22 protein-coding genes are annotated in these 22376 nt (G+C 65.4%); 17 read left to right on the top strand and 5 right to left on the bottom strand.

Annotated features, from left to right (window positions below):
* Positions 1-203: 203 nt before the first annotated feature.
* Both RCP38_RS17060 and RCP38_RS17055 read left to right on the top strand, forming a co-directional pair.
* Positions 204-626: a hypothetical protein gene (locus RCP38_RS17060; protein ID WP_308474104.1), complete on the top strand. Its 423-nt coding sequence runs from the start codon at positions 204-206 to the stop codon at positions 624-626.
* Between the two features lie 1348 nt (positions 627-1974).
* Positions 1975-3072 (top strand): DUF5631 domain-containing protein, encoded by a 1098-nt coding sequence (locus RCP38_RS17055; protein ID WP_308474103.1) that lies wholly within the window; start codon positions 1975-1977, stop codon positions 3070-3072.
* On the opposite strand, the gene RCP38_RS17050 is transcribed toward RCP38_RS17055, so the two are convergent.
* A complete protein-coding gene (locus RCP38_RS17050) occupies positions 3069-3794 on the bottom strand; it encodes an acetoacetate decarboxylase family protein (protein WP_308474102.1) in 726 nt (241 codons plus the stop codon). The genes RCP38_RS17055 and RCP38_RS17050 overlap by 4 nt on opposite strands.
* Positions 3795-3822: 28 nt before the next feature.
* Here RCP38_RS17050 and RCP38_RS17045 point away from each other — a divergent pair, with 28 nt between their 5' ends.
* Positions 3823-5049 (top strand): cytochrome P450, encoded by a 1227-nt coding sequence (locus RCP38_RS17045; protein ID WP_308474101.1) that lies wholly within the window; start codon positions 3823-3825, stop codon positions 5047-5049.
* 226 nt (positions 5050-5275) lie between these two features.
* Here RCP38_RS17045 and RCP38_RS17040 read toward each other — a convergent pair whose 3' ends face one another.
* A complete protein-coding gene (locus RCP38_RS17040) occupies positions 5276-6247 on the bottom strand; it encodes an NAD-dependent epimerase/dehydratase family protein (protein WP_308474100.1) in 972 nt (323 codons plus the stop codon).
* Entirely contained in the window at positions 6247-7047 is an 801-nt protein-coding gene (locus RCP38_RS17035) for a crotonase/enoyl-CoA hydratase family protein (protein WP_308474099.1), read from the bottom strand. Before RCP38_RS17035 ends, RCP38_RS17040 begins: the two co-directional genes overlap by 1 nt.
* 61 nt (positions 7048-7108) lie before the next feature.
* On the opposite strand from RCP38_RS17035, the gene RCP38_RS17030 reads away from it, so the two are divergent.
* Both RCP38_RS17030 and RCP38_RS17025 read left to right on the top strand, forming a co-directional pair.
* On the top strand, positions 7109-8770 hold the full coding sequence (locus RCP38_RS17030) for an acyl-CoA synthetase (protein ID WP_308474098.1): 1662 nt from the start codon (positions 7109-7111) through the stop codon (positions 8768-8770).
* 63 nt (positions 8771-8833) lie between these two features.
* A complete protein-coding gene (locus RCP38_RS17025; protein ID WP_308474097.1) occupies positions 8834-10249 on the top strand; it encodes a WS/DGAT/MGAT family O-acyltransferase in 1416 nt (471 codons plus the stop codon).
* 3 nt (positions 10250-10252) lie between these two features.
* Here the strand turns inward: RCP38_RS17025 and RCP38_RS17020 are convergent, their stop codons facing one another.
* Both RCP38_RS17020 and RCP38_RS17015 read right to left on the bottom strand, forming a co-directional pair.
* Positions 10253-11806, bottom strand: coding sequence for a succinic semialdehyde dehydrogenase (locus RCP38_RS17020; RefSeq protein ID WP_308474096.1), 1554 nt, complete (start codon positions 11804-11806; stop codon positions 10253-10255).
* A gap of 42 nt (positions 11807-11848) precedes the next feature.
* A complete protein-coding gene (locus RCP38_RS17015) occupies positions 11849-12637 on the bottom strand; it encodes a hypothetical protein (protein WP_308474095.1) in 789 nt (262 codons plus the stop codon).
* 76 nt (positions 12638-12713) lie between these two features.
* Here RCP38_RS17015 and RCP38_RS17010 point away from each other — a divergent pair, with 76 nt between their 5' ends.
* The 12 genes from RCP38_RS17010 (at position 12714) to RCP38_RS16965 (ending at position 22187) form a co-directional block, all read left to right on the top strand.
* Positions 12714-14024 (top strand): HNH endonuclease signature motif containing protein, encoded by a 1311-nt coding sequence (locus RCP38_RS17010; protein WP_308474094.1) that lies wholly within the window; start codon positions 12714-12716, stop codon positions 14022-14024.
* The gene (locus RCP38_RS17005) at positions 13910-15325 is read left to right on the top strand and encodes a recombinase family protein (protein ID WP_308474093.1); all 1416 of its coding nucleotides are present in this window, start codon (positions 13910-13912) and stop codon (positions 15323-15325) included. The genes RCP38_RS17010 and RCP38_RS17005 overlap by 115 nt, the downstream gene beginning before the upstream one ends.
* 420 nt (positions 15326-15745) lie before the next feature.
* Positions 15746-15964 carry a hypothetical protein gene (locus RCP38_RS17000; RefSeq protein WP_308474092.1) on the top strand — a complete coding sequence of 73 codons (219 nt, stop codon included), beginning with the start codon at positions 15746-15748 and terminating at the stop codon, positions 15962-15964.
* 29 nt (positions 15965-15993) lie between these two features.
* Positions 15994-16224, top strand: coding sequence for a DUF6011 domain-containing protein (locus tag RCP38_RS19985; protein WP_373692526.1), 231 nt, complete (start codon positions 15994-15996; stop codon positions 16222-16224).
* Between the two features lie 174 nt (positions 16225-16398).
* Complete coding sequence (locus tag RCP38_RS16995; RefSeq protein WP_308474090.1) at positions 16399-17850, top strand: DUF3631 domain-containing protein; 1452 nt, start codon at positions 16399-16401, stop codon at positions 17848-17850.
* A gap of 13 nt (positions 17851-17863) precedes the next feature.
* Entirely contained in the window at positions 17864-18448 is a 585-nt protein-coding gene (locus RCP38_RS16990) for a hypothetical protein (RefSeq protein ID WP_308474089.1), read from the top strand.
* 149 nt (positions 18449-18597) lie between these two features.
* Positions 18598-18879 (top strand): WhiB family transcriptional regulator, encoded by a 282-nt coding sequence (locus RCP38_RS16985; RefSeq protein WP_308474088.1) that lies wholly within the window; start codon positions 18598-18600, stop codon positions 18877-18879.
* A complete protein-coding gene (locus RCP38_RS20040; protein WP_465270691.1) occupies positions 18876-19028 on the top strand; it encodes a zinc finger domain-containing protein in 153 nt (50 codons plus the stop codon). The genes RCP38_RS16985 and RCP38_RS20040 overlap by 4 nt, the downstream gene beginning before the upstream one ends.
* Positions 19021-19311, top strand: a complete 291-nt coding sequence (locus tag RCP38_RS16980; protein ID WP_308474087.1) for a hypothetical protein — start codon at positions 19021-19023, stop codon at positions 19309-19311. The genes RCP38_RS20040 and RCP38_RS16980 overlap by 8 nt, the downstream gene beginning before the upstream one ends.
* The gene (locus RCP38_RS16975; RefSeq protein ID WP_308474086.1) at positions 19311-21098 is read left to right on the top strand and encodes a Gp37-like protein; all 1788 of its coding nucleotides are present in this window, start codon (positions 19311-19313) and stop codon (positions 21096-21098) included. Before RCP38_RS16980 ends, RCP38_RS16975 begins: the two co-directional genes overlap by 1 nt.
* 8 nt (positions 21099-21106) lie before the next feature.
* Positions 21107-21505 (top strand): helix-turn-helix domain-containing protein, encoded by a 399-nt coding sequence (locus RCP38_RS16970; RefSeq protein WP_308474085.1) that lies wholly within the window; start codon positions 21107-21109, stop codon positions 21503-21505.
* A gap of 40 nt (positions 21506-21545) precedes the next feature.
* A complete protein-coding gene (locus RCP38_RS16965) occupies positions 21546-22187 on the top strand; it encodes a hypothetical protein (RefSeq protein WP_308474084.1) in 642 nt (213 codons plus the stop codon).
* Positions 22188-22376: the final 189 nt, after the last annotated feature.

Raw genomic sequence — 22376 nt, 5'->3', positions numbered from 1 at the left:
TGGTGAAGCGTTTGCCCGGGGCGGCTCTGGCGTTCGCGTGCGGAGGCGTGCGCCGAGGCTGCCTTCGGTGAGCCCGGCGGGGCATCTACCTGCGTAAAGATGATGTAAGCGCCGATGCGCCTCCCGGGGATACGATCCGTAGCGTGACTATGAATCAGCCTTGGCCCCAGACGTCACCCACCCGTAGTCGGACCTGGCCCGCGATGGTCCTTTCCAGCTTGGCGCTGGTCCTTGCGGCGGCGGCGTTGATCGTGGCGTTGAGTCGGTCAGGCGCGGGGGCGGGGGACGCTCCGAGTTATACGGCGGCGCAAAAGGCTGAGGCGAAGGCGCAGTTGTGTGATCGGTACCGGTTGGCTGGTCATGCTCTGAATATTGAGACACAGCCCGGGAATGATGTTGTCCTGGCTCGGATATCGATGATCAACGGGGCGCTGATTCTTGAGACCGCTGCTGCCGATCCGGCGTTGGAGGAGAAATATAGAGACGCTGCTCGGGCGTTAGCTAAGACATATCAAACTACGGCGGCAATTGGCACAATGGGAATGTCCACCGATGAGCAATGGGATGCGGCCGTTGGCGACACTAACGCCAAGGATCGTGTGATGCAGGGACTGTGCGGTGACTGACCTACCCGATTCAAGGCCTTTTACGCCCCTGCTGATAGGCGCTTGGTGGCCTTCGAAGCCTATCCAGTCAATTGAAGCAGTCTCATTTTGGACTGGGCAGTGCATAATAAAAGAGCGTGAAGCGGAAGAAATTGACGGACTCTGCGCCCAACTTGGCGAACGGAACGCCGGTGTAACTGCTGAAGATATGTTGCGGCGTCTGCGTGCGTACCGGAAACGGTTACTTGACTTTGCCCACGCTTGTCGGTCCAAGGGTGAAGCTAACGACGCTGCCGTTGGTGTAGTTACCTGTCTACGGGGCGCGTTGGATAGTATTGCAAAGTCGGCGAATTCTCAGATTGACGAAATTTTGAAGAAAGATATGCCGGCAAGCATCAAAGCGTCAGCGATAAGCGGAATTGTGGGCGAAGCGAATCGTCAAGCTGGAACCGCTGCGGCAAATTCTAATAATTCCATAGTGGGCATCACTCAGAAGCTGTTTGATCAATTAGGTATTGATGGAAATGCTGAAAAGTGGTTGAAGTCTCGGGGTGCGAATTTTGCGGTACCGCCGCCACGGCAGGCCGATTTGACGCCGGATGAAATTTCCCGGATGTTGAATTTTGACGGAGGCCAGGGTGGACTCGACGCGTCCAGTTTTCAATCGTCCGACGGAGCGGGATCTAACGGATCGGATGGCGGGGCGGGTGGCAACAGCGGACTCGAAGCCAATGGGCCCCCGTTCGCTGGCGATGGCGACGGGGGAGCGGCCAGTGCAGGCAGGAGCGGTGGGGATCGCACCGTTTCGAGTCACGCGGGCGGAGGCAATTCGGGAGTATCTATCGCTGGGGAGGGTTCCCGAAGCGGCCCTTCTGGCAACGCTGGCGGGGGTCGTTCTGGCGGCGGGACTGGTAATGCAGGTGCAGGCCATGCAGTGGGTGGCACTGGGAATGCGGGTACCGGTCATTCAGGGGCCGATCCGGGCAATGCGATTGCGGGCCAACCGGGAGGTGGCACTGCTAATGGCGGTGCTGGCAATGGTGGTAGTCAGGGCGTTGCGGGTGCTAGTAGCGGTACCCTCGCCTCTTCCCCTGCAGCCGGCCTCCCCGGCGGCATCAGCACCCCAGGCGGCGGGATCGCCGGTAATTCACCACTCGCGTCGGGCATGCCCGGACTCGGGGGAGTCGGCGCTCCAGACCCTTCTGGAATGGCGGGCGGCGGCCCGAGCCAAGCCTTCGCCTCGCCCGTGTCCGGTGGTTCGCCCGGCGCGGGTGGCCTGAGCTCTCCGTTGTCGCACGGCGGCGCGGACGCTACGGGGCAGGGGCAACCATCGACCCCGCAGGTCCCGCCGTCGCCGCAGGTGACACCCATGTCGGGAGGGATGCTGGGCAACGTGGCCCGATTGGCCGGTTCGGCGCAAGACATCGCTCAGCAGACACCGGCCGCGGGGATCACTCCGACAACGGCGACGTCACCGGTGCCCCAGACGGCCGCGCCGGTCGCCCCAACTCCCGCTTCCGTCACGTCGGCGCAGATCGGTCCCACCCCCGTGACACCGTCGGGGCCGCTGCCCGGGTACGGGGCCGACCTGCGCCCGGCGGCTGCGTCGGCACCCGTCGCGCCGGCGGCTCCCGGTTCCCCCGCGGCGCCTGCGCCCGGTGGTCCCACCGCGCCGGCCTCCGGTGGCCCCACGGTGGCGTCGACCGGAGACCGTTCGGCAGCATCGGGCAGACCGGCGGCCGGTGGTGGGCAGTCGGGTGCTTCGGTGGCCGCGAATATGGGGGTCGGCGCCACCGCCGGGGCTGGCGCCGGTACGGCTGCGCGGCGACTGGCCGAACGCCAGGACCTGCAGCGAAAGGTCGACGCGGTGGCTCGTCAGGCGCCAGGCCTTGCCTGGGCGGCGGGGCTGCGCGATGACGAGACGACGACGGTCCTGACCACCGATCTGGCCGGCGGTTGGATACCGCCGATCGTCAAGCTCCCGCCGGGCGTGACCGTGCTGGGTCCGGCCCACCGCCGTCCACAGACCAGTGCGGTAGACCTGCTCGGCGCGGTGATCGCAGCCGTCGAACATCAGCCGAATGCCTATGTCGCCGAACCCGGATCGAATGATCTGCTGCCCGGCGGCGGCGAACGTGCCCGCTACGGCCAGCATGTCGACGAGCTAGGCCCGATGCTCATCGACGCGGCGGGTACCAGTGGGCGTTTGCCGCGCATCGTGCAGACCGTGGCCCGTGCGGTGGCGCGTCGATCGGGCGTCGCCGACAACGAAGTCGAGATCTTCCGTCAGGTACTCACCGACATGCAGGAGCAAGTGCTGGGGGCCTATCCCCGGCACACGCCCGAAGACGTCTCCGATTGGATGTTGTTGGCCGCCATCGACGCCCTGATCGACGGCAGTGAAGAACTTTCCCGCTACCACCTGGCGTGGCATCTAGCGGTGGCGGTGGCCAAGCACGCTCGCTAGGGCGTGATCACCACGGCGTCGCCGAAGGTCATTTCGACGTGGCCCACCGTCGAGGACATCATCGGCCGCTTCGGCAGGCCGAGCGCGGCCAACTCGCGGGCATACGGGTGGGTACCCAGCCGGATCTGCGTACCGCCCAGCGCACCGCGCACGTTGGAAACCTTCATCTCCCAAGGCACCTGCCGGGTAGCGCCGTCGATGTGGCTGAACGCCTGCAGCACCTGCGGGCGTGACGTGAACAGGCCGGGCACCGGCAGCCCGCGACCGAACTCCATCGTGATGATGTGCTGGCCGTCGGCGGCCACATCGAAACCCAAGGTCTTTCCGTCACGAACCGTGAAGTCCGACATGATTTTTGGGAAGCCCCAAATGGTGCGCCCGGCCTCCAGGGTGAACTCCTGGTCGACGGGGAGGTGGTGGATGAATGCGCCGGCGGATCTCAGCGCACGCAAACCACGGGCCTTGGTACCCGGCGGGTTGACCATTACCGCGGTACCGAATTCGTGGTAGCCGCCGAGGTCACCGTCGATGTAGCGCGCCAACATCAGGTTGACGACGGAACGCCCTGGCCGATGCTGGAAGACCTGCAGTCCGCTGTAGTCGATCATCGCCTGCGCTGCATCGGCGTCGACTGAGAACATCGCGGTATGCACGTCTGCGTGACGGACGCGGACCGGCATGGTAAGCACAGTGCCAGCGATGGTGTGCTGCGAAAGAGCCATGACGCCCACTGTAATCGGGAGGATCTAGATGACCGAGGTAATGGCCGAACAGGACTCGACCACCAAGCCCGATGTCGATCTGACCGACGGCACGTTCTACGCCGACGGCGGGGCTCACGCCGCCTACCGGTGGATGCGTGCCAACGAGCCGGTCTTCCGCGACCGCAACGGGCTGGCTGCGGCGTCGACCTATCAGGCCGTGATCGAGGCCGAACGCACGCCGGAGGTGTTCTCCAACGCCGGCGGTATTCGTCCTGATCAGCCCGGCTTCCCCTACATGATCGACATGGACGACCCGGCACACCTGCTGCGCCGCAAACTGGTCAACGCCGGTTTCACCCGTAAGCGAGTGCACGCCCAGTTGCCGTCCATCGAGACGTTGTGCGACACGCTGATCGACGCGGTCTGCGAGCGCGGCGAATGCGACTTCGTCCGCGACATCGCCGCGCCACTGCCGATGGCGGTGATCGGCGACATGCTCGGCGTGCTGCCCGAAGAGCGCGGCATGTTGCTGAAGTGGTCCGATGACCTGGTGTGCGGGCTCAGCTCGCACCTGGACCCGGAATCGGCCACCTTCCAGGCCGTGATGGAGGCGTTCAGCGCCTACACCGCTTTCACCATGGACCTGATCGGTAAACGCCGCGCCGAACCCGCCGACGATCTGTTCTCCATCCTGGTCAACGCCGAGGTGGACGGGCAACGGATGACTGACGACGAGATCGTCTTCGAGACCCTGCTGATCCTGATCGGCGGCGACGAGACGACCCGGCACACCCTCTCGGGCGGCACTGCCGCGCTGCTGCGCCACCCCGAGCAATGGGACATGCTGCAACGCGAACCCGACCGGCTGCCGGTGGCGATCGAGGAGATGCTGCGCTGGACCTCGCCGGTGAAGAACATGTGCCGCACGTTGACCCGCGACACCGAATTCTGCGGTACGCAGCTTCGCGAGGGCGAGAAGATGCTGCTGCTGTTCGAGTCGGCCAACTTCGACGAAACCGTGTTCGACGACCCGGAACGCTTCGACATCACCCGAGAACCCAACAGCCACCTGGCATTCGGGTTCGGTACGCATTTCTGCCTTGGCAATCAGCTGGCCAGGCTGGAGTTGCGGTTGATGACGCAACGGGTCCTTCAGCGCCTGCCCGACCTGCGGTTGGCATCCGGTGAGGCTTTGCCGCTGCGGCCGGCGAACTTCGTCAGCGGCCTGGAATCGATGCCGGTGGTGTTCACCCCGACGGCTCCGGTGCTCTAGCCCGTCGCCGAAGGTGTCAGTGCGGAAATCTCGCCCGAAAGTCACGGGGAGTGCACGCGCGACGCGCCCAGGCGTCCGCGACTTGGCCGAGGATGTTGCCCTCGGTGTCTTCCTTGGTGATCCGTAAGTCGATCCAGTCGCGACCGGTCACTGCGTTGTGACGACGTATGCCCAGGTTGAACCGCTGCGGGGACGACGTGGCGCGACGCGCCGGCGCCCGGTCGCCCTATGCCCGCAGCGCCTCGATAATCGCGTCGGTCGGCGAACTCCACTCCAAGCCCAGCTCACTCAACGTCGCCGAATCATCCGTCGGCGTGGGAGTGGTCAGCAGCCATGCCGCTTCATAACTGAGGCTCTCCGGCAATGCGGCGAACTTGCTCACCAGATCACTGACCCGGCCGATACCGCGGAAAACGCTGGGCGCAACACGGATTCGGCGCACCCGCTGACCGAGGCCCTCTTCCACCGCGTCGATCATCTGACCGAAGTCGACCAGGATCCCGCCGCACACGTAGCGGTGTGGGCCGCGGCCCGGGCGCATCAGCGCCTCGTGCACTCGGCCGATGTCGCGGACGTCCACCATCGCCATGCCGCCGCGCACCACGGGCGCCACCCGATACCGCGCGATCGCCGACCAGCCCCGCTCGGTGATGCCCGGCGCCGTCCAGAATGCCGGCCCGACCACGCTGGACGGATAGGTGATCACCACCGGAGCGCCGTCGGCCTGCAGTCGGCGCGCCACCCGCTCGCCGTAGGCCTTGGTGCGGGCGTACGCGCTGCGGCCGTCCACGGTCGGCGTGTCCGGGCCGATGACGCCGTTCGGCGGCGGGAACAGCGCGCTGTAGCTGCTCACCAGCACCACGGGGTCCAGGTTCAGTGCCACCGCCCGGTTCAGGATCGCCTCGGTGGCGTGGGCGTTGATGTCCCACATCAACTTTTCCTGGCGGTCGTTGGTGCCCACCACCCCGGCGGCGTGAAACAGCGCCTCGCAGCCGTCCAACAGACCGGCGACCACGGCCGTATCGCGGATGTCGCCGTCGAGGACCTCGAGTGAACCCAACTCGCGCAGCCGACCGATGACCGGTTCGTCACCGCAGCCCGGAGCGACCAGCAGTCGTACCGAATGCCCGGCCGTCAGCAGCGCTTTGACGGTGTGGGCGCCCAGATAACCGGTGCCGCCGGTGACGGCGACCCGCATCAGCGGTTTTTGAACTGCGGGGGCCGCTTCTCGGAGAACGCCCGGGGGCCTTCCTTGGCGTCCTCGCTCAGGAACACCTTGATGCCGATCTGCGTGTCGAGCTTGAAGGCCTCGTTCTCGTGCATGCCCTCGGTCTCGTGGATGGTGCGCAGCATCGCCTGCACGGCCAGCGGCCCGTTGTTGTTGATCTGCTCGGCGATCTCGAGGGCCTTGGTCAGGGCCTGGCCGTCTTCCACCACGTAGCCGATCAGGCCCATCTCCCGGGCCTCGGTGGCGGTGATGTGGCGGCCGGTGAACAGCAGGTCGCACGCCATGGTGTAGGGGATCTGGCGGGCCAGGCGCACCGCGGAGCCGCCCATCGGGTACAGGCTCCACTTGGCCTCGGAGATGCCGAACTTGGCGCTCTTGCCGGCGATGCGGATGTCGGTGCCCTGCAGGATCTCGGTACCCCCGGCGATGGCCGGGCCCTCCACCGCCGCGATCAGCGGCTTGGTCAGCCGGCGGCCCTTGAGCAGGCCGTCGATGCGCGACGGGTCGTAGCTGCCGTCCTTGAACGAGTCGCCGGGCGCCTTCTTGTTGGCGGCTTTGAGGTCCATGCCCGCACAGAAGTAGCCGCCGGCGCCGGTCAGGATGCACGAGCGGATCTCGTCATCGTTGTCCACCCGGTCCCAGGCCTCGACCATGATCGCCAGCATCTCGGTGCTCAGGGCGTTTCGGGCCTCAGGCCGGTTCAGGGTCAGGATCAGGGTGTGTCCACGCTGTTCGATGAAGGCGTGGGGCTGTTCTGACGACTCGCTCACCGGCGTCTGCCTTTCTGAGGTTGGGTCCTCGACTTGAAAACGAAATGTAACACGTTCTAGTTTGTGTGTTGTGGCTCTCAACATTGCTGACCTCGCTGAGCACGCTATCGACGCCGTACCGGATCGCGTGGCCCTGATTTGTGGTGACGACCAGCTGACCTACGCGCAGCTGGAGGAGAAGGCGAACCGGTTCGCTCATTACCTGATCGCCCAGGGAGTGAAGAAGGACGACAAGGTCGGCCTGTACTGCCGCAACCGCAACGAGATCGTCGTCGCGATGCTCGGCATCGTCAAGGCGGGCGCCATCCTGGTCAACGTCAACTTCCGCTACGTCGAGGGCGAGTTGCGCTACCTGTTCGAGAACTCGGACATGGTCGCGCTGGTGCACGAGCGCCAGTACTCCGACCGGGTCGCCAACGTGCTGCCCGACACCCCCGCCATCAAGACCATCCTGGTGGTCGAGGACGGCTCCGACCTGGACTACCAGCGCTACGGCGGGGTGGAGTTCGAGTCCGCACTGGCTCAGGGCTCGCCCGAGCGTGACTTCGGCCCGCGCAGCGCCGACGACATCTACCTGCTCTACACCGGCGGCACCACCGGGTTCCCCAAGGGTGTGATGTGGCGCCACGAGGACATCTACCGGGTGCTGTTCGGCGGCACCGACTTCGCCACCGGCGAGCCGATCGCCGACGAGTACGACCTGGCCAAGCAGGCCGTCGCCAACCCGCCGATGGTCCGCCACCCGATTCCGCCGATGATCCACGGTGCCACCCAGTCGGCCACCTGGATGTCGCTGTTCAGCGGTCAAACCGTGGTGCTGGCACCGGAATTCGACGCCGACGCGGTGTGGCGCCTGATCCACGACCACAAGGTCAACCTGCTGTTCTTCACCGGTGACGCGATGGCGCGTCCGCTGCTGGACGCGCTGCTGGCCCACCAGGACGCGGGTAACGAGTACGACCTGTCGTCGCTGTTCCTGCTGGCCTCCACCGCGGCGCTGTTCAGCCCCAGCATCAAGGAACGACTGCTGGAGTTGCTGCCCAACCGGATCATCACCGACTCGATCGGCTCCAGCGAGACCGGATTCGGCGGCACCAGCGTCGTCGCCAAGGGCGAGGCGCACACCGGCGGTCCGCGGGTCTCGATCGACAAGAACACCACGGTGCTCGACGAGGACGGCAACGAGGTCAAGCCCGGCTCCGGCGTCCGCGGCATCATCGCCAAGCGTGGCCACATCCCGGTCGGCTACTACAAGGACGAGAAGAAGACCGCCGAGACCTTCAAGACCATCAACGGGGTGCGGTACGCGATCCCGGGCGACTTCGCGCAGGTCGAAGCCGACGGCACGGTGACGATGCTGGGCCGCGGCTCCGTGTCGATCAACTCCGGTGGCGAGAAGATCTACCCCGAAGAGGTCGAGGCCGCGCTCAAGACCCACCCGGACGTCTTCGACGCCCTGGTGGTCGGGGTGCCCGACGAGCGTTACGGCCAGCATGTGGCCGCGGTGGTACAGGCGCGCGGGGATGCCCGTCCGTCGCTGGAGGAGATCAACACTTGCGCGCGAACCGAGATCGCCGGCTACAAGGTGCCCCGCAGTCTGTGGTTCGTCGACGAGGTCAAGCGGTCTCCGGCCGGCAAGCCCGACTACCGCTGGGCCAAGGAGCAGACCGAGGCGCGCCCGGCCGACGAGGTCCACGCCAAGCACGTCAAGGCAGAGAGCTAACTCACGGAACTTTTTGGCGCAGAGCCGCCCTCGGGGGACCGCTGCGCGAGCTAGTCTCGGTCGATGCAACGACTTTCCGGCGTCGACGCCGCGTTCTGGTCCGGTGAAACAGCGGGCTGGCACATGCACATCGGTGGGTTGGCGATCTGCGACACCACCAATGCGCCGAACTACAGTTTCGAGCGGGTTCGGCAGCTGCTGATCGAGCGGCTTCCGCAACTGCCCCAGTTGCGCTGGAAGGTCGCCGACGCGCCGCTCGGGTTGGACCGGCCGTGGTTCATCGAGGACGAGAACCTCGACATCGATTTCCATCTGCGGCGCATCGGGGTTCCCGCCCCGGGCGGTCGGCGCGAGGTGGAACAGCTCGTCGGCCGGTTGATGTCCTACAAGCTGGATCGGTCCCGCCCGCTCTGGGAGATGTGGGTGATCGAAGGCGTCAGCGGTGGCCGGATCGCGACGCTGACCAAGATGCACCACGCGATCGTCGACGGAGTCTCCGGTGCGGGCCTGTTCGAGATCATGCTCGACGTCACCCCGGAGCCGCGTCCGCCGCAATCGGAGTCGGTCGGGTCGCTGACCGGAACCAAGGTGCCCAGCTACGAGCGCCGGTTGGCGGAGGCGCTGGTCAACGTCGCGCTCAAAACCCCGTTCCGCATCGGCCGACTGTTGCAGCAGACCGTCCGCCAGCAGATCGCCACCGTGGGCCTGGGGCTGCCGCGTAAACCACCGCGCTACTTCGACGCCCCAGTGACCCGGTTCAACGCCAGCGTGTCGCCGCACCGGCAGATCAGTGCCTCCCGTGTCGAACTGGCCCGGATCAAGGCCGTCAAGGACGCCTACGGTGTGAAGCTCAACGACGTGGTGCTGGCCCTGGTGGCCGGCGCGGTCCGGGAATATCTCAGCGAGCGAGGGGAACTACCCGACCGGCCGCTCGTCGCACAGATCCCGGTGTCGACCCGCACCGAGGAGAGCCAGGGCGAGGTCGGCAACAAGGTCAGTTCGATGACGGTGTCGATGGCGACCGACATCGAGGGAGCGGCCCAGCGGCTCAAGTCGATTCACGCCAGCACCCAGAGCGCCAAGCAGATGGCCAAGGCACTGTCGGCGCATCAGATCATGGGCCTGACCGACACCACGCCCCCCGGGTTGCTGCAGCTGGCCGCCCGCGCCTACACCGCGACCGGGCTTTCGAATCGGTTCGCCCCGATCAACCTCGTCGTCTCCAACGTGCCGGGACCGCCGATCCCGATCTACATGGCCGGAGCGGAACTGGAATCCCTGGTGCCGCTGGGCCCGCCGGTGATGGACGTGGCGCTGAACATCACCTGCTTCTCCTACCGGGAGCACCTCGACTTCGGCTTCGTGACCACCCCGGAAGTCGCCGAGGACATCCACAAGATGGCCGACGCGATCGAACCGGCGTTGGCGGCGTTGGAGCGCGATATCGACCGCGGGAAGAACCGCACCGGCCGGCGCTGAGCGCTACCGGAACGGCAGCGCCTGCACCGCGCGGATCATCGGCGTCAGCAGCTTCTGCCACACCGGTGTCGAGATGCCCAGCGGCGGATCGAGATTCAGCACGCGAGCGGTGGAGACCGTCTGGGACTCGGTGTACTTCAAGATGCCGTCCGCGCCGTGTCGGCGGCCCACGCCGGAGGCTTTCATGCCGCCCATCGGAGCGGCGGTGGACCCGAAGGCCAGTGCGTAGCCCTCGTCGACGTTGACCGTGCCGGACTTGATCCGCGCGGCGATCGCCTCTCCCTCGGCCTTGCTGCCGGCCCACACGCTGGCGTTCAAGCCGTATTCGGTGTCGTTGGCTTTGGCGATCGCCTCTTCGACGCTGTCGACGGGGTAGATGGAGACGACGGGCCCGAACGTCTCGTTGCGCGCGCACTCCATCTCGTCGGTGACGTCGGTGAGCACCGTCGGTTCGTAGAACAGCGGGCCGATGTCGGGTCGGGCCTTGCCGCCGGCGATAACCTTGGCACCCTTGGCCTTTGCGTCGTCGACGTGGTTGGAGATGGTCTTGATCTGGTCTTCGGAGATCAGACTGCCCATGTCGGCGGAGAAGTCGTAGCCGGCCGCCAGCTTCATCCCGCGCACCTGCTCGGCGAACTTCGCCGCGAACTCGTCGGCGGCCGCACGCTCGACGTAGATCCGCTCGATCGAGATGCACAACTGGCCGGCGTTGGAGAAGCAGGCGCGGGTGGCGGCCTTGGCGACCTCGGACAGGTTGGCGTCCTTGGTCACGATCATCGGGTTCTTGCCGCCCAGTTCTGCGGAGAAGCCGATCAACCGGGAGCCGCACTGCTCGGCCAGGGTGCGGCCGGTGGCGCTGGAACCGGTGAACATCAGGTAGTCGCTCTGTTGCACGATCGCGGTCCCCACCACCGATCCCGGGCCGGGCACCACCGCGAACAGATCCCGGGGCAGCCCGGCCTGATACAGCAGCTCGGCGTTGGCCAGGGTGCAGTAGGGGGTCTGGCTGTCCGGCTTGACCACGACCGCGTTGCCGGCCAGCAGTGCGGGGATGGCGTCGGAGATCGACAGGGTCATCGGGTAGTTCCACGGTGCGATCACACCCACGATGCCCTTGGGGTGGTGGTTGACCACGGTCTTGACGACGCCGGGCAGCAGGCCCGGTACCCGCTTGGAGGCCAGCAGCTTCGCGGCCTGGCGCGCGTAGTAGCGCGCGTTGAGCATGATGTCGAGGATCTCCTCCTGGGCCGCCGAGCGGGCCTTGCCGGTCTCGGCCTGGCAGACGTCCATCAGGAAGTCCCGATTGGCGATCACCAGGTCGCGGTAGCGTTCCATGACCGCGCAGCGTTCCTTGACGCTGCGGGCCGCCCACCCGGCCTGGGCGGCACGGGCTTTGGCGACCGCCGCCGTCACGTCGTCGGCGTTGCCGACCGGGATGGTGGTCAGCGGCTTGCCGGTGAACACCTCATCGATGGTTCTCGACTGCCGGTTCTCGGGGTCGTCGATGGCGGCCAGTTGACGCAGCCGGTCGAATTCTGCGGCGGTTGGGGCGGGCATGGCTGGCTCCTACTTGCGGGTAACAACTGATCAGCGGCCAACCTACCCCGCGCAGCGGCCGCCCGGTAGCTCGGCGGCATGGGAGTTCAGCCACTGGGTCATCTGGTTGAGTGCGGCGATCCCGGAGGAGAAGCTGCCGTCGTTGGGTTCGGCGGCCAGCGCCACCGCCAGGTCGCCGTGCGGGGTGCGTACGACGCCGAACTGCCGTACCAGGTAGCCGCCGCCCGGACCGGGCCCCCAGCCGGCTTTGCTGGGGACGCTGAGGCCGGCCAGGCCCCAGCGCTGATCGGGGATGGTGTTGTTCATGAGGTTGTAGACCTGTCGGGCGGCGGGCAGGCACGGCAGGTGGGCGGCGAACACGGCCTGACGGGCGAGCGGCCATTGGGTCTGGCCGAATGCGCTGAATTCCGGGCGCAGTCGCCGGGACTCGACCGCGGTGCCCGGGTCGCCGCCGGCGCGCAGGACGGCCTGCACCTGTTGGGCGGCCTGGGGCGCGGGCCCGAGCTCGGACCACAGTTTCTCGGCGGCATCGTTGTCGGAGGCGGTGACCGCGCGGGCCGCCAGATCCTGGGCGTTGGGCACGCCTGCGTGCATCGCGGCGATGGCCAGCGGCACCTTGATGGTGGACCAGGCCACCCCGCTCTGCAGCTTGCCCAGCGTGGCGGCGCCGTTCTGGCCGACCGGTGCGTAGGCGATGCCGATGGTGGCGGGGATGGTGCCGGCGAGCCGGGTGAAGTCGTCCTGTAACGGGGCGGCGGAGGCGGGGGCGGCCAGGGCCAGGGCCAGGACGGCGGACAGGGCCGCGACGAGTGCTCGGCGAACAGCGGACATCGACTCAGTATTGCGTGTGGGTCGGCAGGGGCCGTGCAGTTCGACCCGTGTCGGAAATCCGTGTACAATCGAACACATGTTCGATACGACGGGTGTTTTGGAAGGTCAAGCCGGTGCAGCGGTGCCTGCCGGCCTGCCGCCCGCCCGTCTCGCGGATCTGATCGCGGCGACCCATCGGATGGAATCGGTACTGATCGCCAGGCGGCTCGGCGCCATCGCAGCGCTGCTGGATCACCACGGCGGGACCTCGCCGTCGGTGATCGGGCAGGACCCGGACACGGTGACCGGCTACGAGCAGACCTGCGCGGAAGTGTCGGCGCTGATGAACCTGGCGCCCGCGGCCGCCGGGCGTCAGGTGCATTACGCAGAGGTTCTGAGTATCCGGTTTCCCGAGGTCGGCAAACTGTTCGCCGCCGGTGGGCTGGATTGGCGCACCGTGCAGCTGATCATCGATCGCACCGACTTGGTGATGGACGACGATCTGATCGCCGGGTTGGACCGCCAGTTCGCGGCGCGGGCGGCGAATTGGATCAGCTGGTCACGGCGCCGGGTGATCAACGCCGTCGATGCCGCGGTGCTGGCCATCGATCCCGATGCCGCCCGGCGGCGCCGCAAGGAGGCGGTCGACAACCGCTACATCTGGGTCTCCGCGGAGCAGGACGGCATGGCTGAGATCCGTGGCAACGTCGCTGCATCGCAAGGGGCGGCGTTCGACCGGAGGCTGACCCAGTTGGCCGAGGGCGTCTGCCCCGCGGATCCCCGCAGCCTCGATCAGCGTCGGGTGGACGCGTTGGCCGCGCTGACCGAAGGGGTGCCCCTTGCGTGCGGATGCGGGCGTCCCGAGTGTCCGGTCAGCGGCGGCGAGATGCAGCCGTCCGGAACGAAGACCCGGGTGGTGCTCAACGTGATCGCCACCGCCGACACGATCGAGGGGATCAGTCACCGGCCCGGCTATCTGGAGGGCTTCGGGGTCATCGACGCGGACCAGGTGCGTGAGCTGGCCGAGGCTGCATCGCAGTTGGTGCTCGACGCCGCCGTCGATCCTGCGGCCGCGCGGCGGTACCGGCCGTCGGCCGCGGTCGCGCGGGCGGTCCGATGCCGGGATCTGACCTGTCGGTTCCCGGGTTGCTCGCGCCGCGCGACGATCTGCGATTTGGACCACACCATCCCGTTCGATCACCTGGATCCGTCCGCGGGTGGGCAGACGGTCCCGTCGAACCTGAAGTGCCTGTGCCGTTTCCATCAGCGGACACAATTAGTACACTACAACTTATGCGTACAGCCGTCTATACCCGGATCTCAATCGACCGCACCGGCGAGTCGCTGGGCATCCAACGCCAGTCCGACGACTGCCGTGCGCTGGCGGACCAGCTTGGCTGGCGCGTAGTCGCCGAATACACCGACAACGACCGGAGTGCCACCAGTGGCAAGCCGCGACCCGGATTCGAGGAACTGCTCGAAGCAATGGGCTCAGGGGCAGTAGACGCTGTCATTGCCTGGCACCCGGACCGGCTGTACCGCAAACTGTCCGACCTGACTCGACTGCTCGACGTAGCCAAAGGCATCGAGTTCCGCATGGTCACCGCGGGCGAACTCGACCTATCGACCCCAACCGGTCGCATGGTCGCGTCGATTCTGGGCAGTGTCGCAACCGCCGAGGTCGAGCATGCTGCCGAGCGCAAGAGACGTGCATTCCAGCAGATGGCCGAGTCTGGCCGGCCGAAGTGGCGCAAGGCGTTCGGCTACCTCGATGCTGGTGGCGACCGCCGCGAGCTGGACCCCGCAACGGCCCCACTGGTCGCCCAGGCGTACCGCGACATCCTCGCCGGAGCCTCGTTGAATGACATCTGCCGTACCTGGACGGAAGCCGGTGCGACCACCATCAACGGCAAGCCGTGGAAAGCGCCGCAACTGTCATTGTTCCTACGCAATCCACGCAATGCCGGCCTACGCGCCTACCAAGCCAAGCGCGGCAAGGTCGACCGTGACAGCATCGTCGGCAAGGGTTCGTGGCCCCCGCTGGTCGATGAACAAACATATTGGGCTGCAATGGCATTGATGGATGCACCCGAGCGGCAGCCGGGACCGAAGACGGCACGGAAGTACCTGCTTACGGGGATGTTGGGTTGCGGCAAATGTGGGCCTGGATATCACCTGTCTGGTCTATGGGGTAAAGACGCGACTGACACGGTGTACGTCTGCAAGACCTGCCGCGGATGCTCGGTGCGGGCACGCTACGTGGAGCCGCTCGTAATGGACTTGGTCGCGGGACGGCTGGCGATGCCTGATGCCGTCGACCTTCTCACCGCTCAGGAACATGACGCAGCCGAGGCGGAACAATTGCGCACTGAGGCGACGACATTACTGGCCGAGATCGACGCCATCGGAATGGAACGCGCCGATGGGCTGCTGACTGGCAGGCAGGCCAAGTTAGCGACAGACCGATTGCAGGCCAAGCTGGACGCGGTACAGGCCCGGATGAATGACGTTGCACGCGTTCGCGTATTCGACGGAATTCCATTGGGAAAAAAAGAAGTAATTGATGCAGTAAAGGGGCTGTCGCCGGATCGGTTCCGGGTTGTCATGGGCGTACTGATGGACGTGAAAGTGCAGCCTGTCGGTAAGGGGCACTGGGCGGGTGCCAATAGGTTCGATCCAGAGCGAATCAAGGTGGTGTGGCATGACTGAGCAGAAATTCACGGTGGGCTGCAGCGACCGCGGTCAGCATCGTCGGCTTCCCCTCTCGCGCTTGACGCTGACCGATGACGGACAGATTCAGGAAGAATCCAGTCGCGTCGGATCAGCTCACCTACCAGTCGGTGACATCGACGGCACTATGGTCACCAACAAGACGGTTGTGCATGTCGAGAGTCATAGGGACGCAAATGGTTTGTGGCGGTGGAAGTGCCCACGGTGCGGCCGGAACAAGCCGCTGACCGAGCCGCACTTTCGGGCGTGGATGGCCGCGACACGCGAGGATTTCCTAGATATCTCGCTACTGCCTAGGTAGCTAGTAGCCTTTGACACAAGCGGTCGTGAGCGCTTTCTGAACCTCACGGGCAGGCCCCGCCACAAAGCCGGGCAAAGTTCTGCTGCCCGGAGAACGAAATGTCACGCGCACTGGCCGCACGCAATCGGTTGGGAATTACTACCCGCCACCATCGCGGCAATTCCGAGAAGATCACCGAGGCCCGCCGAGAGCTGGCTGAAGCGAAGATTCACGACTTCGTTGAACGGACGTTGTCGCAAGCCCCTCCGCTAACAGATGAGCAGCGCACGCGCCTCGCCGAACTGCTTAAGCCGGTTCGTAAGAGCGGTGCGGCGTGAGCGCCGCGTCGACCGGGGGGCCGCCGGAAATGGAAGCGCCGGCCCCACCCCTGAGACCGGCTGCCACCACATCACCAATGCACCCCGATTCTACCGTTTCTGGCCCCGCGGTGCGGGCAGCCATCGAATTGTTGACCAGTGTCGGATTCGGCTTGTCGATGCCGTGCCAATGCTGCGGGCACCCGCTTTCGACACCGGAGTCGCTGCTCAGCGGAACTGGCCCTAAGTGTCGACGCCGCGCAAAGGCGGTGACCCCATGACGCACCCCTTGAAACTCCGCCGTGCTGCGGCGCAACGACTGCCAGGCGGCGACCCCTGGCCGGCCGAATACGAGCCGGTACCGATCACCGACAACCAGGCCGAGAGCTGGCACGCGACCGTTGAGCACCTCAATCACGCTGGGTGCCTTGCCCTGGTGCCCATAGCGATTCGCCGTGAGCTATGGCGGCGTGGCGGAACTGATCGCCAGCTCTCTCTGCGCCTTCGGTGCGGGGAGGTGGCCGATGCCTAACGACATCGAACGCGGCCGGGAGCTGGTCACCAGCGGCAAGTACGCAGCCGCTTCCGAAGAAAATCTTCTAGCCGAGAAGATTTTGCACGCCACCGGAGCACATGGAGCGGATGTAGCGGATACGAACGGTGTTGGCCGCGATGACGGTGCACGGCTGTTTGACGATGTGGAGACGTTCCTTACGCGGTTCGTGGTGTACCCGAGTCCCCACGCACTGATTGCGCACGTCTTGTGGATCGCTCACGCCTGGTTGATGGACTATTGGGAATCCACGCCGCGGATGGCCTTTCTGTCACCCGAACCGGGGTCAGGGAAGTCGCGTGCACTGGAAGTCACGGAGCCGTTGGTGCCGCGGCCCGTGCACGCGGTCAACACCACGCCGGCCTATCTGTTCCGCAAGGTATCCGACGAGGGCGGGCGCCCAACGATCTTGTACGACGAGATCGACACGGTGTTCGGACCGAAAGCCAAGGACAACGAGGACATCCGCGGGATGCTCAATGCTGGGCATCGCAAGGGCGCTACCGCTGGCCGGTGCGTGATGCGCGGCAAGGTTGTCGAGACCGAGGAATTGCCCGCCTACTGCGCGGTCATGCTCGCTGGCCTCGATGACCTGCCCGACACGATCATGACGCGTAGCGTCGTTGTGCGAATGCGGCGTCGAGCACCCGGCGAAAATGTGGAGCCGTGGCGACCTCGCGTTAACCACCCCGAGGCTTTCGCTCTCGGAGACCGACTATCTGGGTGGGCCGGCTCCGACGCGGTACGGGTAGCCCTGGCTGGAAATTTCTGGCCGCACATCCCCGAATCGGTGACCGACCGTGACGCCGACGTGTGGGAAGCGCTGCTAGCTGTGGCAGACCTCGCTGGCGGCGATTGGCCGCAGCGGGCGCGTGGAGCCGCTGTCGCGCTTGTAGCGGCATCCAAGGAGAGGGCACCCAGCGTCGGGGTACTTCTCCTACGCGACATCCGGCAAGCGTTCTCCGACAGTCAAGTTGACCAGCTCACCACCGAGCACCTGCTGTCCGCGCTGAACAAGATGGATGAGTCACCATGGCCGACTATTCGGCGCGGGGAACCGCTCGATAGTCGTGGGTTGTCGCAACGCCTCGGCAAGTACGGGATCGGCTCGAAACTCCATGCCGGTGAACGGGGATTACGCGGGTACACCTCGGCTCAGTTCGCTGACGCCTGGTCGCGGTACCTCCCCGACGTATCCGCTCCATCCGCTCCATCCGCTCCAGATTCCAGCCCCGATGGCGCGCATGTAGCAGATGTAGCAGAAGTACGGCCTTGCCCGTGCGGGGTTGAACTGACCCGCCCCGAATCCATCGCCGCCGGCCGCTGCGCCGAATGCGCCATCCCCACCACCTGACAGGAGATAAGCAATGACCACCATCGAACCGAACGCAACCGACCTCGACAGCCTGGCAGCCGAATCGGCTACCTACGTTGAGCAAGCACGCCAAATCCTCGACAGAATCGAACAGGCCCGAGACGAACAGCCCGCCCGCCTGGCCGAAGCCCGCGCCGCCGCCGAGACCGCTCGAGACTGGGCGCTGATCGAGGAGCCATGGCACGGCAACGTGACGGCCGTACGGGCGCACACCGCAGGCGGGGAACCCACCGCGACAACCCTCGCCATCCCGAGCATCATTGCCAAGGAACTGTTCGGCGCACGACTGGCGTTCGACATCCTCGACGCCGGCGAAGACCCCGACCTCGTAGACGACGTCAAGGCCCGCTATTTCAGCATGGTCGGAGGCGACCCCGGACAAGCGTTCCTGTTGTTCGCCGCAGCCTTGGACACCGTTGCGAGCCTGGTCGTACCGCAGATGCTTCGGGACCTCGAAGACCACGGCTCCAACTACGACGCCCGAGTGATGCTCGCCGAAGCCCGCACTAAAGCATGGGCGGACCGGGTCAGCAACCACGGCAGTGCGCTCCCTGATGTCGACGGCGGTGACCAGTGACCGCTACTACCTGCTCAACCACCGGATGCGAACAACCCGACCGAGCAAAAGGCATGTGCCGCAAATGCTATAGGCGCGACTGGGGCCGGCGGCAACAGCCACGACCGCCAAGGGAGCCGGTCGCTCGGAGCCTGCCCGCCGTCGATCCTGTGGTCGCGGTGCTGGGCGAAATATTGGCCGGTACACCGAGGCTGCGCGGTGCGGCCTGCCGAGATCACCCCGCTGTGTTCTTCGCATCAGAGGCCGGTCTCTCCGATGGGATCGACGCCGCCGCCCGCATCTGCGCACGCTGCCCAGTCGCCGAAGCCTGCCACGACTGGTACACCGCACTGCCATCAGACAAGCGCCCGCTCGGCGTGACCGCTGGCGTGCTGCATCCGAAATCGGTTGGCCGGACCAACCGCGCAACGCGATCGGAAGGCGCCGCATGAACGCTCAGATCGCCCTAGCAGTCGACTGCCCGACCTGCCATGCGCCGCCAGATCAACCGTGCCGCCGGCCACGCGGCACCCATCGTGCACGAACAGACCGCGCCCAAGCCATCCTCGTCACCCGTCGAAAAGGAGACACCCATGATTGACGACACCACCACAGAGAAACCCGACCGCATCATCGTCCGATGCGCGTATGTCGGCGAAGACTTCCGCATCAACACCGCCGGCCTGAGCCTGCTTTCCGGCATCCCAGAGGATCAAATCCTCCCTGGCCCGGAACACGACGCCGAATACTGGCGCGCCGCCGCACGACGCATCAACGAGGCCGAAGCAAACGGATCGGGCAGTGGCCTAGGCGCTGTCCTGGCGTACTACGCCGACATCGAACGCGACGGAGCAGAGCTCGTCCTAATCGAGGAGAACCACTAATGACCATCAAACTCCCCACCCTCGGCGCAAACGGAGTCCCCGACCCCATCAACGCCCCGATCAGCGCATACCGGTACGCCCTCGCCAAACGGCAAGTCCTCGATGAGGAATCGAAAGCCAAGCCGCTGATCCGGTTATGGGACAAAGACATGAAGTTCATTGGCGTGATCGGTGGTGAGAAGTCACTCGATGTACGCCAGGCACTCCATGACACCGGCACCGGCTCCATCGTCCTGCGCGGGTCGGATTGGATCAACAAATTCCTCCGCACCGATGTCCGTGCCAACGATGACCTGAACATCACCATTGACCCGTACCCCAACAGGCGGAACTGGCGGTGGCGGTGGGGCGGCAAAGTCACCGCAATCCGCCAGGTCCGCACCGAAAAAGGCTTGCACGAACTACATCTCGACGTAGCCGAAAACCGGGAGCACTGGAAGCATCTGTATTTCGCTGCCACACCGTGGTTCGCACCCGAAATCCAGCCCCTCAAGGCATGGGTGCTCCCCGGCAACACCCGCACCATCGTCGCCGCAACCACATTCATCAACCTCGCCCGCATCTTCTGGCCCCCGCTCGGCATCATCGACAACTTTGTGAATCCTGCTGCGTGGATTAAGCCGCTGTCGGATGGGCGACTCTGGTCCCCGTTGGGATGGCCGATCCAGGCGCAGTTCGTGAATCCACTCACGGACATCTCTCGGTTTTCGGTGATCGCCTCCCGCTGGTCCCCAGCCCACGACACCTGCGAAGGCATGCTGAAAGACGCCGGCTGCAACGTCCGCGTCTACACCTGGCTGACCGAAGACGAAGACAGCCCCCACCCGGAACTGGCCGCACTGATCGGGCAAGAAGCCGCACGCCCATCCCGGAACTGCCTCGTCATCGCTGTCGAAGACAACTCCGGTGTTGTCGGGTTGACCGGCACCGCAGTCGATGGAGCCGTGAACCTGGTCGCCACCACAGCAGACGACCTGCTCGCCGAAATCCTCTACCAGTTCAACGACGCCGACGCCATCGATCCGCGCACCAACCAGAACGTCAAGCCGTACATTCGCGACTTGCTCGGCACCGCCCCGAAACTCCCGAGCATTGTGTTCCGGGACTCCACCGCGCAATCACCGATCAAGTCGTCGGAGCATGCGACGTTCAAGTCGAAGGCGAAGTCGATCATTGTCGGCGGCAAGAGTCCCGGCTGGGTCAACGAGTTGCAGACCTTCGGAATCAAGTTCGGACTGTCGTATCTCCAGCTCACCCACGTCTACGGCGGCGCAGCAGGGGGCGGCGGCATGGTCGGCCCAGCTCCGCAGGGCTCCGGCCTCGAAGAGGTATATCAAGGCCAGTTCGACAACATGCTCCTGGCGTTCATGCGGCAGACCGATCCGATGCGGGAAATCCAAGCCGGAGACATGGGGTACCTCGAATACTTCACCCAGGAGGGCGGCGGGACCGCCTACACCATCTCGTCGGCGCTAACGATGCGGCGCGGATTCTGGAAAACCCGCCCCTACCAAAGCTTCAAAGTCTCCATCTGGAATCGCCGCCCCTACAGCGTCTATTTCGACTTCGATCTTGGCACCCGCTGCCTGTTCGAAATCGACGGGCTGCTCTACACCGACCAGGTAAGCGAACTACGCCTCTACTACGACGAGTCGACCCCAAAGACGTTCGACATCACCATCGGAACCGGCGGCGAGATGGAAGACCCACTAGGCCAAGCAGTCCGAACACTCCAAACCATGTGGTCCGCAGTCGGAACCCTGTTCGGCAGCAACGACTTGTTTTAGGTCGGGCAATGGACTGGTCGCAACGCATCGCCCAACACATCACCCCCAACGGCTCGGTCATCGTGCCACCACGCATCGCCAGGTGGCTAGAAACGCAAGCCGGAATGACAGCGGATCGCCGTATCGCACTTCGCATGACCGACCCCGAAGCCTACGAAGTCCTCGCCGCACTGCACCTCGTAGCACTCAGTACGCGTTCCGCTACCGGAACAGAACCAGCAACACCACAACACGATTCGCAAGAATCAAACCAATGGGTCACGACCACCGAGGCAGCAACAAAGCTCGGAGTCACCGACAGAGCAATCCGCAAATGGTGCGCTACCGGACGACTCCCCGCCACCAACTGCGGCGGCCGATGGCTCATCAACACAACACATCTGAACACCCACAAACTCACCGCCTGAACGGAGCACCCCAATGGAACTCAACGAAGCCAGGACGCAAATGGCAAACCTGCGCGCCGACCTCCAGCAGGAATGCGACGAGATCGCCGGCAACCCCAACTTCTCCACCGACGGCAAGGCCCACCAAATCGCGGCGGCCATCACCGCCGCCAACGCCAAAGCGGTCGAACTACGCGACACCTTCGTCACCGGAAACGAAGCCGCCGAACGGCAACTCCGCGGCAAGCTGTTCGGCCTAGGCTCCAGCGACCCGTCAGCGATCATCGCCTACCGCGACGCCAGCGACCGCGCCGCACAGATCAACGACCCCGACCAACTCGGACCCGCACTCGACCGCGCCCTCGACATGGGTGACACCTCGATGGCGACCGCCCTCGCCGCCCGAGCGCACGAACTCGGCGCCAAGAGCATCGTCGCCACCTACGCCAACGCAACCGGCAAAACCGACGCCCACAAGGAACTCCAGAGCATCCCGACCGGCCGCAACATGAACACCGCAACCGCCGTCATCTTCTCCGTCGGCGCCCTCAACCTGCCCCCCGACCTCGCCAGGGAGCTATACCCCTCAGGCCGCAGCGACACCCGACAACTCGAAAAGCTCGCGGCCACCCCGCCCGCACAAGCCAACGCACGCACCATGAAGCACCTGCCCCCCAACGCCCCCGTCGGCAGCACCATCTAGCCCCTCCGATGCACCACAGACACCACCAGGAAGCCGGAACCGTACGGCCCACTGGTGACGCCAACCCGCAGATTCCATGTCTCTGCCGGGTTGTGGCGGAAAGTCGCGGACCGGTTGTCGCCCTCGTCAGCCGGCAACCGGTCCGCGCACCCACACCAACGGAGAGGAGCACCGCATGAAAGCCCCCCG

This window comes from Mycolicibacter sp. MU0083 (assembly GCF_963378075.1).
In the GTDB taxonomy this organism is placed as follows: Bacteria; Actinomycetota; Actinomycetes; order Mycobacteriales; family Mycobacteriaceae; genus Mycobacterium; species Mycobacterium kokjensenii.
Note: the sequence above shows the minus strand (reverse complement) of the source record. Positions and strands in the feature narration are given on the sequence as shown.